This is a genomic window from Ferdinandcohnia sp. GQ5, assembly GCF_059759275.1.
In genome coordinates this window covers 187,335-202,428 of the sequence record NZ_JCAXEW010000001.1, presented here as the reverse complement: position 1 = coordinate 202,428, position 15,094 = coordinate 187,335, and the positions used below count along the sequence as shown (strand labels likewise).

The window sequence follows — 15,094 nt, the reverse complement described above, 5'->3', positions numbered from 1 at the left end:
TGAAATTTCAAAATAAAATTTAGTTATGTAAAAAGAAAAAAACAATAATTCTACAAAAGGGGTGTTGTAGGTGCTAAAAGAGTTTATCGGCAAGCAATCAGTAAAAGTGAAAAATGTTATTGAAAGAGGAGCGGTCAAAAAATTTGCTGTGGCCATTGGTGATGCTCATCCTATTTTCATTGATGAAGAGTATGGGAAGGCTTCCAGATATAAAACGAATATTGCACCACCAACATTTCCTAGAGTCTTAGAATTTGGAAGGATAGAAGGGCTTGTCTTACCGGAAAAAGGGCTTATCCATGGTGAACAAATTTTCAACTATGAAAGGCCAATACGTGTTGGCGAAGTGATATATTGCTATTCAAAGGTCGAAAACTACGTTGAGAAAAAAGGTTCTACAGGGTCAATGGGTTTTCTAACTATTAGTGAAAATGGAGAAGATGTAAAGGGCGAGCTCATCTTTTCATCTAAGATAATCGTAATTATCACAGAGGCGGTTAGAAAGGAGATGTTGGCATGAATTCGTTAATAAATATTCAAATCGGTGATTCACTACAAAATCTCCAACTTCCGCCAGTCTCTAGGATGGACCTAATAAAATATTCTGGTGCATCCAACGATTACAATCCAATCCATACTATCGATGATGAAGCACATAAGGCTGGGTTACCGGGTGTAATTGCACATGGTATGTGGACAATGGGAAATCTAGCAAAACTATTTACACCTTTTTATGAAGAAGGCTATATTCAAACCTATTCCATCCGTTTTCGTAACATGGTGTTTTTGAATGATGTGATAACTTTAAAAGCCACATTAAAAGAAATTAATGAAAACGTGCTAACTTTTGATGTTGCTGCATACAATCAGCATGACAAGCATGTAATCAAAGGAAATGTCATTTTTATAAAATACAAGTAAACCCATTTAAAAATGGGTTTTTCATCATTCCCCCATACTTTAACAAGGTAGATTATTACTATACTAATATACTAAATTTTACCAAAACCATTGACAATGGATTTAACTCAAGTTTACAATAATAAGAAGATGATAGATAAGAAAATTCAGAAATTAGAGGTTCTTAGTTATGAGTCAAAAAATAGCAATTGGGAAGATTGCTGTACTTTTAGCTACATTGACGGAAAAAGAAATGGAAACTTTATCATTTACGTTGAAGGATGTTAATTACTGCCAAGGAAAAGTCGGATCGATGAACATGCAGAAGGTAATTGCTGCTGTTGAAACAGCTGCAAAGCGTCATGGCCTTATACACGAGTCGCAGTATCGTGAAACCCACGCCTTGTATCACGCAATAATTGAAGGAATCGAAGGGGTAACAAGGGGGCAAACGGCAATAGGCGAAATCAGTCGAACAGTCGGTCTACGATTCGCCATCGTCCGAGGTACTCCTTATACCAATGAGGAAGAGGGAGAATGGATAGCCGTTGCTTTTTATGGAACAATTGGTGCGCCAATTAAAGGACTTGAACACGAAACAATTGGTCTTGGGATTAACCACATTTAGAGCTTATAGGACATGGAAAGTTTTATGTGCACGTAAAATGAGAATACTACTTACTAAAGGGAGATGACAAGAGCATCTCCTTTTCTTATGAAAGGAAGGGGTGTCATATTGGAAGAACATATTGTAGAGATTCTTAATCAAATTGAAAAAGAATACAACGTTAAAATTCTTTACGCTTGTGAATCTGGAAGCAGAACTTGGGGGATTGCAAGTGAAGAAAGTGATTATGATGTTCGTTTTATTTATATCCATCATCCCGATTGGTACCTTTCAATTGATCAAAAGCGAGATGTTCTTGAAATTCCGAAACATGATAAAGTAGGCATCCCAGTTAATCCATTAGTTGATATGACTGGTTGGGAACTTACAAAGGCACTTCGGCTATTTCGTAAATCTAATCCTGCGCTTCTGGAATGGTTGCACTCGAACATTACTTATTTCCAAGCGTATTCCTTCTTTGAAAGAATTCGACTTTTGGAACCTGCCGTTATATCACCTATTCCCTGCATGTACCACTATGTAAAAATGGCAAAAGGAAATTTTAAAGCTATTCAAGAAAAAGGTCAACATGTTAAAACGTATATCAATGTGATTCGGCCATTGTTGATGGCAAAATCAATTGAAAAATATAATAAAATGGTTAGTCTTGATTTGAATACTCTTGTTGCCGAAGTGATAAATGAGGACAAACTAAAACTGGAAATCGAGAATCTAATAAGAGTAAAGACTTCTGGTCAAAAATTAGTAAACCAATTAACTGAGCTAGACAAATTTATTGAACACGAAATTCATCATCTGGAACGTTATAATACAAAAATAAAATCAAGTACCCTTAATCAGACTGGACTCCTTAATCAACTTTTTAGAGATATACTAACTGAAGTCTGGAAACCTGACGAAACAAGAAATCGTAGCCATGAATAGGGGTAACAAAGTTATCCCTTTCTTATGCAATCTTATTATCTGAATCATCTTCTATTTTTTTCAGATGTGAGTGTCTAACATCCCAATAGTAGACCCTTGGTAGTCCCCAGTGTAGCCAATATTCATGAGCTAAAGTTACTCCGACAAATAAAATCATTTGAATCTCTACTTGTTTCACTATATATCTCCCCCTCTAAACAAGTATACGGACAGATACAGTTGTCCAATAACCTGTATAAAAAGAAAAACCCGTTCCAATAAATTACTAGCTTAGGAACAGGTCAAATATGTACCGGTACGAAAATCTGCGAATGCACTTTACTAAATAAAAGTTGGTTATTTATTTGTTTTTCTTATTTTCACGTGCAGCTTTCTTCCTTGCCTTTTTACTTAAACCTTGCTCAGCGCCAAATTCCGTGTCCATACTATTTGCTCCTGTTTGAGACTGGTTATTTTTCTTTTTAGCCAATTGTCAATCCTCCTTTTAGTTTTTATGTCCGCTGTTTTATACATTTTTCTTTTTTCCTATATTTTACAGCGTCCTCTATATCATAGGTAAAAAGGAAAATAATATACAAATTTCGACAAAAAGATGTTTCTTAAGCTTATTTTTAGTAAAATAATTCACATCTAGAGCATAGAAGGGATTTTGAAATAATGACATCATATCTTGTTATTGGAGCAGGGATACTTGGTTCATCAACTGCTTATCATCTGGCAAAAGCGGGTGAAGAAGTAATCATTGTCGACCGCAAGGATCAAGGTCAAGCAACAGATGCTGCGGCGGGAATTGTCTGTCCATGGCTATCCCAACGTCGAAATAAAGCATGGTACAGTTTAGCGAAAGCAGGTGCAAAATATTACTCCACGTTAATAAGCGAGCTTGAAGCATTAGGTGAGACTGATACTGGTTATAAAAAGGTAGGAGCAATTAGTCTTCATTTAGATGAAAACAAGCTTGATAAAATGGAAGAGCGAGCCCACACCCGTCGGAAAGATGCTCAGGAAATTGGAGAAATTACACGTTTAAACTCCACAGAGACAACCGAATTGTTTCCGCCATTATCTGTAGAATTTTCTGCTGTACACATAAGTGGGGCTGCCAGAGTGAATGGAAGGGAGCTTCGAAATGCATTAAAACGAGCTGCCAAGCATTACGGTGCAATTGAACGGAATGGGAGTGCGAGTATCGTAAAAACGGATAAACACGTAATTGGTGTAAAAATAGAAAATGAAATAATTGAAGCCGATAAGATAATTGTAACGGCAGGAGTTTGGGCAAATGATTTACTTCAGCCTCTCGGTATTGATTTTCAAGTTTACTCACAGAAAGCTCAAATCGTTCACTTAGATCTTGAAGATTCAAACACAGACAATTGGCCAGTTGTCATGCCACCAAATGATCAATATATCTTGGCATTTGATGAAGGGAAGATTGTTGTAGGTGCAACACATGAAAATGATAAAGGAATGGACTACAGAGTAACCGCCGGTGGACTTCATGAAGTTTTAGATAAAGCTTTAAATATTGCTCCCGGGTTATCTGAGGGTACGGTATTAGAAACAAGAGTTGGTTTTCGACCATTTACACCTGACTTTCTCCCAGTAATTGGTGGCATCCCTGGCTTCGAAAATCTTTATGCCGCTAATGGACTCGGTGCTTCCGGATTAACAGTTGGCCCATTTTTAGGTAGCGAATTGGCGAAACTTGCCATGGGAAAAACACTTGAAATTGACTTAAGTCTCTATGAGATTTCAGGTGCTATTAAGTAACATTAATCCTTGCGTTTATAATAGATATGCTCCGCATCCAGTGTTCCTCCAAGTGTAACAATTCCATAAGAAAACTCTGACTGGAAACGTTTATCAGTTGGGGAACCTGGATTAAAAAGTAATGTTTCACCATGGTATTGTTTATAGGGAATATGTGAATGCCCAAACACAATCAAATCCAATTTCTGACCTTGGAAAGCTTCATAGGCTCGATCTGGTGTAGTTTTCTTTTTACCAACATGACCATGAACAATTCCGATTCTATATCCTTTTTTTACAATCATTAGTTTCTCCCCAAATGGTAACTCGGGTGGATCAATGTTCCCTCGTACACCTATAACGGGAGCGATTGTTTGTAGCTCTTCATAAACCTCAATTGTCGACCAGTCTCCAGCATGAATAATTAAGCCGGTACCACGTACACCTTCTACTAATTTTTCCGGTAGTTTATTTGCTCTTTTTGGCATATGTGTGTCTGAAATTACGGCAATCCTCATGAATATCAATCCTTCGCTTCTATTTTTATCTATTGTACCTTTTAGATTTTGTAGAGGAAAGAAAGCATAGTACAATCTAAATAAAAAGGGGGCAACCGGATGGATAATTTAATAAACAAGCTAGCAGTATATTTGAGGTCTTCTTCATTTACAACTGTGCTAACTGGAGCAGGAATGTCTGTCGAGAGTGGAATTCCTGATTTTCGCTCTAAATCAGGATGGTGGAGAAAGATTGATCCGCGGACTGTGGCCACAATAGAAGCTCTTGAATCTAACTATGATTTGTTTCATGAATTTTATTGCGCAAGAATAAGAGGTTTTCAGGAATGTTATCCCCATAAGGGACATGTTCTTCTCGCGGAATGGGAGCAGACAGGACTTATCCAAGCGATAGCAACACAAAATGTAGATGGATTTCATACAGTTGCAGGTTCAAAAAATGTCTCTGAACTACATGGTTCAATTCGTAACTTTCGATGCAATGGATGTGGCCGGCCAGCAAACGAAACTGATTTTTTATCCAAGCACACATGCGTAAATTGTGGTGGTAAACTTAGACCCGATATCGTTTTATTTGGTGAAATGCTTCCAGAGCAAGCATGGAATAATGCTTTAAGAAATATTCAAATTTCAGATTTAGTCATCATAATTGGAACGAGCTTAGAAGTATACCCAGTAAATGAACTTCCATCCATGACAAATGGAAAAACTGTGTTAATTAATAAAGATCGGTTAGACAGCTACCATCAATTTGACCTTAATATCCAAGGTAATGCAAAGGAAGTTTTGGAAAAAACTGACGAGATTATGAGGGCAAAATAAGCCTATCACCGTTAATCTAATACCTAGATATTATTAAGCCTGACACCTAAATAATGGGGTCAGGCTTTAATAATATCCATTTATACCAACTAGAAAATTTTTCTAAATTAATAAAGAATATTTTCCAGAATAATGTTAAAATAGGCGATATTAGCAATTCCATTTTTACAACACGATAACAGGGGGATGTCAGTTTGAACACAAAATTTTCACGACCTAAGGGATTTGGGGAAATTCTTGATCTTACGTTTAGTTTGAGTAAAAGTCGATTTCGTGACTTTTTTACAATCTTACTTATTTTCATGGGACCTGTATATTTACTTGAAGCGCTTATCTTATTAGCTTCGGGAACAAGCTTTTTTAGAGAAGTTGGCCCTGGAGATGATTGGTTTACTCAAGTACTAAATAGTTTTGACGAAACAGTAGTTGCTGAGGAAATTGGCTTTGGCGGAGCATTAGGAACTATGTTTGTCGGTCTTGTTGGTGTATTGTTGTTTCCTGTTGCAGAAGCTGCAATTCTAATTGCATTAAACCATATTCGTAAAAATGAGGAATATACAATAAGTTCGGTTATAAAAAAAGCTTTTACACGCTTTTGGCCAATGCTCGGAAGTAATATCTTATTTGGTCTAATTGTGTTTGGTCTCTTCTTTGTTTCCATCATGATATTGGTACCGGTAGGGATATTTGGTGCTATTGCAGTACATATTTTCGGGATAATTTTAGCAATAGTATTAGGTCTAGGCTTGTTCGTTGGAACCGGATATTTACTAACACGTTGGGGCTTTTATTTTGGTTCTGTCATACTAGACTATGAGTCTCCTGGATTTTCTAGGAGTTGGCATTTATCAAAAAAACGTGGATGGGTTCTTTTTTGCCTATATATTGTTTTCTTTTTAATAATCAGTGCGATTAGTTTTGCCGTTGAAGCAACTTTCGGAATCTTTATGGGCAACAGTGTTCTATTAACTGTAATTGTTAACTTAACCACCATTTTTACGACCTTACTTTTTGCCGTAGGATATGGTGTGATGTACCTTGATGCAAGGGTCAGACATGATGCAGAGGACTTGGATGAGATGATTGAGGGTTTTAATGAACCTAGATAAGTGGTGATCAACAATGGCACAAATAAATGATGCAAGAGATCGGATTGATGAGATACTAAATGAAAAGGAATACCGAATTTACTATGACGAGTCCAGGAATGTGTTTCAGGAATGGTGGAATAAAGTAAAACAATGGCTCGCCGATTTACTAGAAAGTTTATTCCCAGCAATTGAATCAGGAAGTGGTGCCGCGGAGGTGGTGTTAATCCTGGTTATTCTTGCTGCTATTTTATTAGTAGGTATTGCGGTCTTTTTACTTGTACGAAATCAAACAAGAAAGTCAAAGTATAGTAATCATAAGCCTCTACATTCAGCTGAGGAACTTAACTGGACGTATCAAAAGCATTTGCGTGAAGCAATCAAGCATGAAGAAAATGAACATTTTTCACCTGCAACGCGCCATTTGTTTCTTGCACTGCTCTTATTTTTTCATGAAAAAGAATGGCTTGAGGCAAGGGTATGGAAAACAAATTGGGAGTATTATGATGAACTGCGCAAAGTAAATCAATTGTGGGCTGTTCAGTTTTATGATTTAGCACTTGTGTTTGATGAAGTTACTTATGGAGAATATGAGCTTACTAGAGCCGAGTATAGTCAATTTCGGAAAAAAGCTTTTATCTGGCTAGAAGCAAAAGGAGGAGGGGAGAACAATCATGCGCAAAACTAAAGTATGGATTCCCTTAATTGGGCTTATTGCGCTCCTACTCTTATTAACTTACTTTATTGAATCCCATAACCCAAAAGCGTATCCACATTACGTGTCTGATTCTCCTTCTCCAACTGGTGTAAAGGCAATTTATACATATTTAAATGATGACAATACCGTTAAAAGATGGTCACATTCCCCAAACCTACTCACAAAACAAGATGAGAAACAAGTTTTGATCATGGTGGAGCCATACTTTACACCTGAACAAGAAGAAATGAATGGCTATCTAGATTTTATTGAGGCTGGAAACAAGTTGATTTTGTTTAAGTCAAATCCTAAAGGAATGTTTGATATTAAGACTCTTCCAGCAGATATTGACCCTTTTCTCGATGAGGCAATCACGATAAAAGATAAAAACGGAGTAGAATTTGATGCGTTTTTTCAGGCTACAGCCCGTATCATTCCAAGCGAAAATGAAAAGGTGCTGTTAAAGGATGAAGCTGGTGTAATTGCAACAAGCCAAAAAATGGGAGAAGGTGAATTGATTACAACTATTACACCAGAGTGGATGTTGAATGGCAATCTATCAGACTATGATCATATCCCACTAGTACTATCGTTAATTGAGGATAAAGAGGCATCTATTTATTACTTTGATGAGTATGTACATGGTCCCAAAAATGCTTCTAATTTGACAACATTGTACCCTAGCTGGTTTTTAGTATTGCTTTTACAGGGAGGATTAATCGTCCTGCTTTGGATTTGGAACAGAGGAAAACGATTTGGACAAGTGATTGTCCCACGCGAGGAAAATGTACGTTTTAGTGATGAAGGTATTCAAGCTTTAAGTGCATGGTATATAAGAGGCCGGTACTATCATGAATCGTTAAACATTCAAGCAGATTATGTGAAACAGCTAATTCAGGAAAAATGGGGATTTCCTTCTCATCGGGACTGGACAGACCTTTCGTCAAAGCTTACACACCGATGGTCCCAAAAAAATGAAAGTGATGTTAAGCAATATCTAATCAAACTTACAAAAATCTTACAAAATGAAAAACTAACTAAACAAGATTATTTGATCTGGTCAAGAAACTTAGATGAATTAAGAAAAGAGGTGGAGAAAGGATGAGATTAGAACTTACATCCTTACTGCAGAAATACGAGCAACGAATCTTAGGTCAGAATACCAATTTACGACTTTTATTATCTGCCATATTAGCTGGAGGCCATGTCTTAATTGAAGGTGTACCTGGGACTGGGAAGACACAAATGGTCCGCTCACTTGCAAACTTACTTGGTGGTGATTTTACACGAATACAGTTTACACCTGACCTTTTACCTAGTGATATTACAGGTAGTATGATTTACAACATGAAGGAGGGCAGTTTTGAAACATTAAAAGGGCCTGTTTTCACAAATATCCTTTTAGCTGATGAAATTAACCGTACGCCGGCTAAAACACAAGCAGCACTATTAGAGGCAATGGAAGAAAAACAAGTAACCATTCAGGGTGAAACCTATCCGTTACCTGACGTTTTCTTCGTTGTTGCCACCCAAAACCCAATTGAATTTGAGGGTACCTATCGTTTGCCTGAAGCCCAACAAGACCGTTTCCTATTTAAATTACATATTGATTTTCCAGCTTCTGAGGAAGAAAAAAACATAGTAAAACAAGTAATTGAACAAAGTTTCATTCAATACGATGCTACAAATGTCCTTAACCTTCAAACATTTGTTTCGATTCGACAGGAAATTGAAAAAGTGACCTTAGGTGATGGCGTTTTAAATTACATAATCGAGATTGTTCGGAAAACGAGAGAATCCGAAACGATCCAATTTGGTGCGAGTACCCGAGCAGCAATCTCAATCGGAAAAGCTGCACAATCATGGGCATATTTAGCGGGAAGAGATTATGTGACTCCTGACGATGTAAAAGTCGTATCAAAACCTGCACTTAGACACCGAATTCAGTTATCTCCACATGCAGAATTGGAGGGAATCACTATTGACGAAATCATTGAAGAGCTGGTGGGATCGGTTCCTGTTCCTAGATAGAGGCATCTTACCCACAAAACGATTGATTATTTTATTACTAATCCTTTCTATTGGCTTTTTTTTAAGTCTCTCAAAACTTTCATGGGAGCTGATGATTGGGTTAAATCTCTTTATGATCATAGGAAGCTTAGTAGATTTGTTGTTTTCACCTAACAAAAAACAGCTTGCTGCAAAACGTAAACTACAAGCTGAAATAGAGCGGGGGCTTCCCACTTCTATCGATATTGAAGTAACAAATCATTCGACATTTGGGCTATCATACCGATTAATTGATGGCATTCCTGGTTCCTTTACTCAGCCTTTTCTGATTAGTGGAAGGATATCTGGTGAAACAACTTCTAGAATCACTTATGTTACACGAGCTATGGAGCGCGGTGATTATCAAATGAACAAAATATATTTCCGTTACAAAAGCTACCTAGGCTTATGGGAAAAACAATTCACATTTACGATAAGTAACGAAGTGAAGGTTATACCAGATTTATCCGAAACAAGGCAATATCTTAAAAATGCACAGAAATTTTTATTATATGAAGGGGTCAAAATCCGGAAACAGCAGACAGGTGCTGGCGAGTTTTCAAAAATACGAAGTTATGTCGTAGGAGACGACCCCCGAACAATCAATTGGAGGCAAACCGCAAAGCTCCAAGAAGTGATGACGAATGAGTACGAACCAGAGCATGGAAAGTATATTACGATTTTATTAGATTGTGGGCGAATGATGGGGGCTGAGTTAAAGAAGGGAAATCGTCTTGAGAGAGCGATGGAATCTGCTATTACAGTTGCAACAGCTGCACTACAAAATGGGGACTATGTTTCTTTCTTAGCATTTTCAACAGATGTAAAGGTGTTTGTCCCAGCCGGAAAAGGAATGGCACATCTCCAAACGATTTTGCATGCGATTTATAGTGTGAAAGTAGATGCTGCAGAATCAAATTATGGGGCTGTTTTATCTTATTTGGAAACGATGCAGAAAAAGCGAAGTCTTCTCTTGTTGTTTAGTGATATACATACATTTTTAAGGGAAGAAAGCATGTTAATCTATTTACGAAAGCTTAGACAAAGGCATTATTTCCTAATGGTCGGTATCCAGGATGCTACTTTAAACAAACGTATAGATGAGAATCCTACTACTGTCCAATCAGCCATGCTAAAAAGTATGGCACAGCAACAGATGCTCGTGAAAAAGAAGGAGAAACAAAAATGGGAAAAACAAGGCCTCATGATGGTTGAGGCCGATGAGGATAAATTAGCAATTACTGCTGTTTCCTATTATATCAATATCATGAATCGGAACTTGCTGTAGCTTCTTTTTTTAATAAAAAGAGTTTTCCTGTTACAACGTAAAGAATCAATCCAATAACCGTTATGAATGCAACAGCATACTTAGCTTCAAGTGAAATCGCAGCAGGTGTGATAAACCCTTCAATAATTCCGGCAATTACAAATAAAGGAATCGTACCTAACAGCAACTGCACAGAGCGTTTTGCCTGATATTTGAGTTGGTAGCTTCTTGTATACTTGCCAGGAACCAGCAATTTATAGCCCATTAACAATCCAGCGCCACCTGCTATAAAGATAGCTGTAAGCTCAATCATCCCATGAGGGACAATATATGCCCAAAAATCATACGTTTTCCCATAATGCCAATATAATCCAGCTAAAGCACCGACGATAATGCCATTGTAGATTAATATATAGACGGTTAAGAGACCAAAAGTGATACCACTAGCAAACGCAAGGATGGCAACCTGAATATTATTTGTCATAATACTAGCGGACATTAAGGATGAATCCACTTCACCATCTGCACTTCCTAAATAGTCTGGGTCAACTCCTTGGGCTATTTCTGCTGGTAAAATGGAAAAAATATGAAGGGGATCCTGGTGAACTGAAAAAAAGCTGCCTACACCACCTAAAGTAAATAATAGTAAAGCAGCTACCGCAAATTTCCATTGTTCAAGTAAAAGACCAATAAATTTCGTACTGAAAAAATAACGAATTTGTTGAAAACTGGATACTTGATCTCTGTACAGGAGATTATGGGCTTTCGAGACAAGACCATTTAAATAAGGCGTAATCTCCTCGTCTGGAAAATAGGTCTGACTATACGAAAGATGCCCGGCACACTTTTGATAAAGTCTATGAAACTCATTAATTTCGGTACTGCTTCGCGATTTTCGACGCTTATGTAGGATGGAAATCAATTGCTCAAGCTGCTTCCATTCATCTCGATGCTGATTGACAAATTGCTTCATGTTCAATATGTAATCACCTCTTGAAATAGCAATATCCTTATTATAGTAATTTTAGAGAAAAATAGAAACATCATATGAAAAAACTACCTAGAAAAGGGGGGGTCTTTTTGAATCAAGAACAGACCAATATAAAAACACCTGAGTTTGTCTCCATCCAATTTCAGTTAGCAGGGGTGGGTAGCCGAGCTGCAGCTTTTTTTCTAGATACATTAATATTAACAACGGCAAGTCTTCTTGTTTTACTTACTCTATTACTTATTTTACATGGTAGCCCTGATCTTTGGTTGCTCGGAGAAAGTTTTTCTTCGGGACCAATCGCCATTACAATCATTCTTTTATTTATCTTAAACTGGTGTTATTTTTTTCTGCTTGAATTTTTTGCAGGAGGGAAGACGATTGGAAAAAAAGTCGTTGGAATTCGAGTTATCCAAGAAAATGGACATAGTATTACATTGCTATCAAGCTTTATTCGTAATTTTCTTCGGATTATTGATTCCATGCCAGCAGCCTATTTTGTAGCAATCATAATGGTTTTCTTTCATTCTAAACATAAGCGTATTGGCGATTTAGTTGCCGGTACTATCGTTATCCACGAAAGAAGAGCAAAAAATCATAAAAAACAAAGTCCACTTGAAAAAGAGATTTGGAAAAGAGGTCTTACAAAAAATTCTCTTACAGTTGATCAATGGACATTAAAATCGTTTGGAAATAAGGAATGGAAGCTGCTACAAACATATTGCAATCGATTTTTACAATTGAAAAATGATGTGAAAGACAGAAGAACTAAACAAATTGCAGACATTTTACTGCCGAAGGCAGGAATCGAAATAGCAGGAAAAACATATGAACAATTAGAAAATGAGCTATTAGTCCTATACTTAATCATGAAGGACGAATGGGAATTCGAACTTTAATCTCCTACTTTAGACTGACATCTTAAGCTATCCTATGTATAATAAATATTACAGATTACTCAACTAGCGAGTAGGTATAATGACCCAAAATACTAGGATCTAAGATCACACAGGAGATTCGGAAAATGAAATGGAAAACTTTTAGCATTGGACTATTAATCATCAGCCTTTTTTCGGGGTGTTCAGCACATGCGAAGGAAGTAAAAATTGAAAATACGGAGGTAAAGGTGGGTTCAGAAGATATCATTGCTACAACAAATAAATCATTACCGCTCGATCTTTCAGAGGATCGTACAAAACAAATCACACATCTTATGATTCATTTTATTAGCAATGCCGCGCTCAAGCCCGAAGATCCTTATAATGTAGATGATGTCTACTCTCTTTTTAAGGAATATAATGTTTCTGTTCATTATTTAATTGATCGAAACGGAGAAATCTATAGTCTAGTCCCTGAGAATAGGGTTGCTTATCATGCTGGAAAGGGAAGTTTGAGTGATTTTCCAGAGTATGAAAATAAAATGAATGAATATTCAATAGGCATCGAACTCATTGCGATGGGAACAAAAGAAGAAATGACAGCAATTATACCCGAAGACATCTATAATCAAATTGAACCATCATTAGCTGGATATACGGATGCTCAATATCAATCACTTAACCGCTTGGTACATAACATAGTAAAAAGAAATACATCGATTTTACATGACAGACGCCATATCATTGGCCATGATGAATATGCTCCGGGAAGAAAAACAGATTCTGGCTCATTATTTGATTGGTCTAGAATCGGATTCTGAGTTATCAGTAAACCTATACTTTTTAAAGGAAATTTGCCTTTAGAGTATAGGCTTTTTTATTTGAAATAGTTTGAAAACTTTGGAAATATTCTTTATAATGAAAACGTATACACGCTTTGTTTTAACTTACTTAAGGGGGAGATCCATTTGTACGTGCCATTGCTTTTATCACAATTCTTAGATCGAGCTGTCAAACTATATGGTGCAAAAACGGCTTTAATTGATGATGACAAAAGCTTTACGTATGAGGAAGTAAACGAAAGAGTGAACCAGCTTTCACGTGGATTAATGCATCTTGGTGTGGAAAAAGGAGACCGCGTTGCGTACTTAGCTCCGAATACCTCTGAAATGTTTGAGGGTTTTTATGGTGTATTTCAAATTGGAGCCATCATTGTTCCTTTAAACACAAGATTAATTCCAACGGATTACGAGTATATACTAAACCACAGTGAAACAAAAATATTGTTTGTCGATCATGAGCTTATCGGAAACATTGAACCCATTCGCGAAAAACTAAAAACAGTTGAAACGATCATTGTCCATGGACAAAATGGGGAAACAGAATGGACTGTTCCTTATGAGGAATGGCTGTCACGTTTTGAAAAAACAGCAATTGAGCGACCGGATATGGATGAGCAAGACATTGCGACATTATTATATACAAGTGGAACAACTGGAAAGCCAAAAGGCGTTATGCTTTCACATCGCAGTAATTACCTCCATGCATTAACAACCATGCACCATCTTCGTGTATCAGACCATGATACATTACTACATATTTTACCTATGTTTCATGTGAACGGCTGGGGCTCACCTTTTTACTATACAGCAAATGGTGCGACACAGGTTTGCTTACGAAGGGTTAATGCTGATGAGATTTTCAGAAAAATAGATACCTATAAAGTAACCGTGATGCATATGGCACCAACTGTTTTAAATACATTATTACAATATGCTGCCAAAAATGAGATACCAAAACAGGACCAAGATGTACGAATTGTAATCGCAGGTTCAGCTCCACCACCAGCCTTCGTTAAACGGGTAGAAGAAGAGCTAGAGTGGGAGTTTATCCAAGTGTATGGCATGACTGAAGCTGCACCATTGATTACAACCTCCATCATACGTGATACACAGTATGATATTTCCCAAAGTGAAAAATATCGTTTAAAAGCAAAAGCTGGCTATGAATTTATCGGAGCCGACGTTCGTGTTGTTAATGAATTTGGGGAAGATGTTGCTCAAGATGGAAAGGAAATTGGCGAAGTCATCGTACGCAGTAACACTGTTATGGAAGGATACTTAAACAACAAAGAAGGCACGGACGAAGTCATTCGAAATGGCTATTATCATACAGGAGATATGGCGATTATAGACGCACATGGAAATATTGAAATTGCAGACCGGAAAAAAGATATTATTATCAGTGGTGGTGAGAATATCTCTTCGATTGAGGTTGAAAGTGCTCTATACGACCATCCTGCGGTTTTAGAGGTTGCAGTTATTTCCATTCCTCATGAAAAATGGGGTGAAACACCACAGGCAATTGTGGTCAAACGCGATGGCTATGACGTAACAGAAGAAGAGTTAATTGCATTTTCACGCAGTCGTTTGGCACATTTCAAAGCTCCTACAAAGATTGTCTTTAAGACTGAATTACCAAAAACTGCATCTGGTAAGATTCAAAAAGTACATCTTCGCAAAGAATACTGGCAGGAAAAAGAAAAATTTATTAATTAATTAAAAATCCCCCATTTTCCTAATT

Annotated in this window: 18 protein-coding genes; 14 read left to right on the top strand and 4 right to left on the bottom strand. The window is 37.1% G+C overall.

The features are described 5' to 3' along the window. Positions 1-70 precede the first annotated feature (70 nt). From AC6CHV_RS00960 to AC6CHV_RS00945, 4 genes are all read left to right on the top strand, one after another. The gene (locus tag AC6CHV_RS00960; protein WP_341331683.1) at positions 71-520 is read left to right on the top strand and encodes a MaoC family dehydratase N-terminal domain-containing protein; all 450 of its coding nucleotides are present in this window, start codon (positions 71-73) and stop codon (positions 518-520) included. Then, positions 517-921: a MaoC/PaaZ C-terminal domain-containing protein gene (locus AC6CHV_RS00955; RefSeq protein ID WP_341331684.1), complete on the top strand. Its 405-nt coding sequence runs from the start codon at positions 517-519 to the stop codon at positions 919-921. Before AC6CHV_RS00960 ends, AC6CHV_RS00955 begins: the two co-directional genes overlap by 4 nt. Positions 922-1,090: 169 nt before the next feature. Then, positions 1,091-1,528 carry a histidine utilization transcription antiterminator HutP gene (gene hutP / locus AC6CHV_RS00950; RefSeq protein ID WP_121448695.1) on the top strand — a complete coding sequence of 146 codons (438 nt, stop codon included), beginning with the start codon at positions 1,091-1,093 and terminating at the stop codon, positions 1,526-1,528. Positions 1,529-1,636: 108 nt separating this feature from the next. Then, entirely contained in the window at positions 1,637-2,452 is an 816-nt protein-coding gene (locus AC6CHV_RS00945; RefSeq protein WP_498077895.1) for a DNA polymerase beta superfamily protein, read from the top strand. A 22-nt stretch (positions 2,453-2,474) separates the two neighbouring features. On the opposite strand, the gene AC6CHV_RS00940 is transcribed toward AC6CHV_RS00945, so the two are convergent. Both AC6CHV_RS00940 and AC6CHV_RS00935 read right to left on the bottom strand, forming a co-directional pair. Further along, the gene (locus tag AC6CHV_RS00940; RefSeq protein ID WP_165918300.1) at positions 2,475-2,630 is read right to left on the bottom strand and encodes a hypothetical protein; all 156 of its coding nucleotides are present in this window, start codon (positions 2,628-2,630) and stop codon (positions 2,475-2,477) included. Between the two features lie 162 nt (positions 2,631-2,792). After that, the gene (locus AC6CHV_RS00935) at positions 2,793-2,921 is read right to left on the bottom strand and encodes a hypothetical protein (RefSeq protein WP_309099552.1); all 129 of its coding nucleotides are present in this window, start codon (positions 2,919-2,921) and stop codon (positions 2,793-2,795) included. 188 nt (positions 2,922-3,109) lie between these two features. Between AC6CHV_RS00935 and AC6CHV_RS00930 the strand changes: the two genes are divergently transcribed. Next, on the top strand, positions 3,110-4,225 hold the full coding sequence (locus AC6CHV_RS00930) for an FAD-dependent oxidoreductase (protein WP_498077894.1): 1,116 nt from the start codon (positions 3,110-3,112) through the stop codon (positions 4,223-4,225). Between the two features lie 2 nt (positions 4,226-4,227). On the opposite strand, the gene AC6CHV_RS00925 is transcribed toward AC6CHV_RS00930, so the two are convergent. Further along, a complete protein-coding gene (locus AC6CHV_RS00925; RefSeq protein WP_498077893.1) occupies positions 4,228-4,722 on the bottom strand; it encodes a YfcE family phosphodiesterase in 495 nt (164 codons plus the stop codon). Between the two features lie 99 nt (positions 4,723-4,821). Here AC6CHV_RS00925 and AC6CHV_RS00920 point away from each other — a divergent pair, with 99 nt between their 5' ends. The 6 genes from AC6CHV_RS00920 to AC6CHV_RS00895 all read left to right on the top strand — a co-directional run bounded on the left by AC6CHV_RS00920 (position 4,822) and on the right by AC6CHV_RS00895 (position 10,666). Continuing rightward, entirely contained in the window at positions 4,822-5,544 is a 723-nt protein-coding gene (locus tag AC6CHV_RS00920) for an NAD-dependent deacylase (protein ID WP_440273464.1), read from the top strand. Between the two features lie 194 nt (positions 5,545-5,738). Continuing rightward, positions 5,739-6,653 (top strand): hypothetical protein, encoded by a 915-nt coding sequence (locus tag AC6CHV_RS00915; protein ID WP_341331688.1) that lies wholly within the window; start codon positions 5,739-5,741, stop codon positions 6,651-6,653. Between the two features lie 13 nt (positions 6,654-6,666). Continuing rightward, a complete protein-coding gene (locus AC6CHV_RS00910) occupies positions 6,667-7,320 on the top strand; it encodes a DUF4129 domain-containing protein (protein ID WP_341331689.1) in 654 nt (217 codons plus the stop codon). Next, the gene (locus AC6CHV_RS00905) at positions 7,307-8,434 is read left to right on the top strand and encodes a DUF4350 domain-containing protein (protein WP_341331690.1); all 1,128 of its coding nucleotides are present in this window, start codon (positions 7,307-7,309) and stop codon (positions 8,432-8,434) included. Before AC6CHV_RS00910 ends, AC6CHV_RS00905 begins: the two co-directional genes overlap by 14 nt. Then, on the top strand, positions 8,431-9,360 hold the full coding sequence (locus AC6CHV_RS00900; protein ID WP_498077892.1) for an AAA family ATPase: 930 nt from the start codon (positions 8,431-8,433) through the stop codon (positions 9,358-9,360). The genes AC6CHV_RS00905 and AC6CHV_RS00900 overlap by 4 nt, the downstream gene beginning before the upstream one ends. Continuing rightward, entirely contained in the window at positions 9,311-10,666 is a 1,356-nt protein-coding gene (locus tag AC6CHV_RS00895; protein WP_498077891.1) for a DUF58 domain-containing protein, read from the top strand. The genes AC6CHV_RS00900 and AC6CHV_RS00895 overlap by 50 nt, the downstream gene beginning before the upstream one ends. Here the strand turns inward: AC6CHV_RS00895 and AC6CHV_RS00890 are convergent. Beyond that, positions 10,644-11,624 (bottom strand): stage II sporulation protein M, encoded by a 981-nt coding sequence (locus AC6CHV_RS00890; protein WP_498077890.1) that lies wholly within the window; start codon positions 11,622-11,624, stop codon positions 10,644-10,646. The genes AC6CHV_RS00895 and AC6CHV_RS00890 overlap by 23 nt on opposite strands. Before the next feature lie 101 nt (positions 11,625-11,725). Here AC6CHV_RS00890 and AC6CHV_RS00885 point away from each other — a divergent pair, with 101 nt between their 5' ends. The 3 genes from AC6CHV_RS00885 to AC6CHV_RS00875 all read left to right on the top strand — a co-directional run bounded on the left by AC6CHV_RS00885 (position 11,726) and on the right by AC6CHV_RS00875 (position 15,069). After that, positions 11,726-12,532, top strand: coding sequence for an RDD family protein (locus AC6CHV_RS00885; RefSeq protein ID WP_440273459.1), 807 nt, complete (start codon positions 11,726-11,728; stop codon positions 12,530-12,532). 125 nt (positions 12,533-12,657) lie between these two features. Further along, positions 12,658-13,332: an N-acetylmuramoyl-L-alanine amidase gene (locus AC6CHV_RS00880; protein ID WP_498077889.1), complete on the top strand. Its 675-nt coding sequence runs from the start codon at positions 12,658-12,660 to the stop codon at positions 13,330-13,332. A gap of 147 nt (positions 13,333-13,479) precedes the next feature. Further along, positions 13,480-15,069 carry a long-chain-fatty-acid--CoA ligase gene (locus tag AC6CHV_RS00875; RefSeq protein ID WP_498077888.1) on the top strand — a complete coding sequence of 530 codons (1,590 nt, stop codon included), beginning with the start codon at positions 13,480-13,482 and terminating at the stop codon, positions 15,067-15,069. Positions 15,070-15,094: the final 25 nt, after the last annotated feature.

What these genes read in the sequence shown, in the direction of transcription:
- AC6CHV_RS00955 (WP_341331684.1), top strand. Translation starts at nt 517, where the DNA reads ATGAATTCGTTAATAAATATTCAAATCGGTGATTCACTACAAAATCTC.
- hutP (WP_121448695.1), top strand. Translation starts at nt 1,091, where the DNA reads ATGAGTCAAAAAATAGCAATTGGGAAGATTGCTGTACTTTTAGCTACA.
- AC6CHV_RS00930 (WP_498077894.1), top strand. Translation starts at nt 3,110, where the DNA reads ATGACATCATATCTTGTTATTGGAGCAGGGATACTTGGTTCATCAACT.
- AC6CHV_RS00925 (WP_498077893.1), bottom strand. Translation starts at nt 4,722, where the DNA reads ATGAGGATTGCCGTAATTTCAGACACACATATGCCAAAAAGAGCAAAT.
- AC6CHV_RS00920 (WP_440273464.1), top strand. Translation starts at nt 4,822, where the DNA reads ATGGATAATTTAATAAACAAGCTAGCAGTATATTTGAGGTCTTCTTCA.
- AC6CHV_RS00910 (WP_341331689.1), top strand. Translation starts at nt 6,667, where the DNA reads ATGGCACAAATAAATGATGCAAGAGATCGGATTGATGAGATACTAAAT.
- AC6CHV_RS00905 (WP_341331690.1), top strand. Translation starts at nt 7,307, where the DNA reads ATGCGCAAAACTAAAGTATGGATTCCCTTAATTGGGCTTATTGCGCTC.
- AC6CHV_RS00900 (WP_498077892.1), top strand. Translation starts at nt 8,431, where the DNA reads ATGAGATTAGAACTTACATCCTTACTGCAGAAATACGAGCAACGAATC.
- AC6CHV_RS00880 (WP_498077889.1), top strand. Translation starts at nt 12,658, where the DNA reads ATGAAATGGAAAACTTTTAGCATTGGACTATTAATCATCAGCCTTTTT.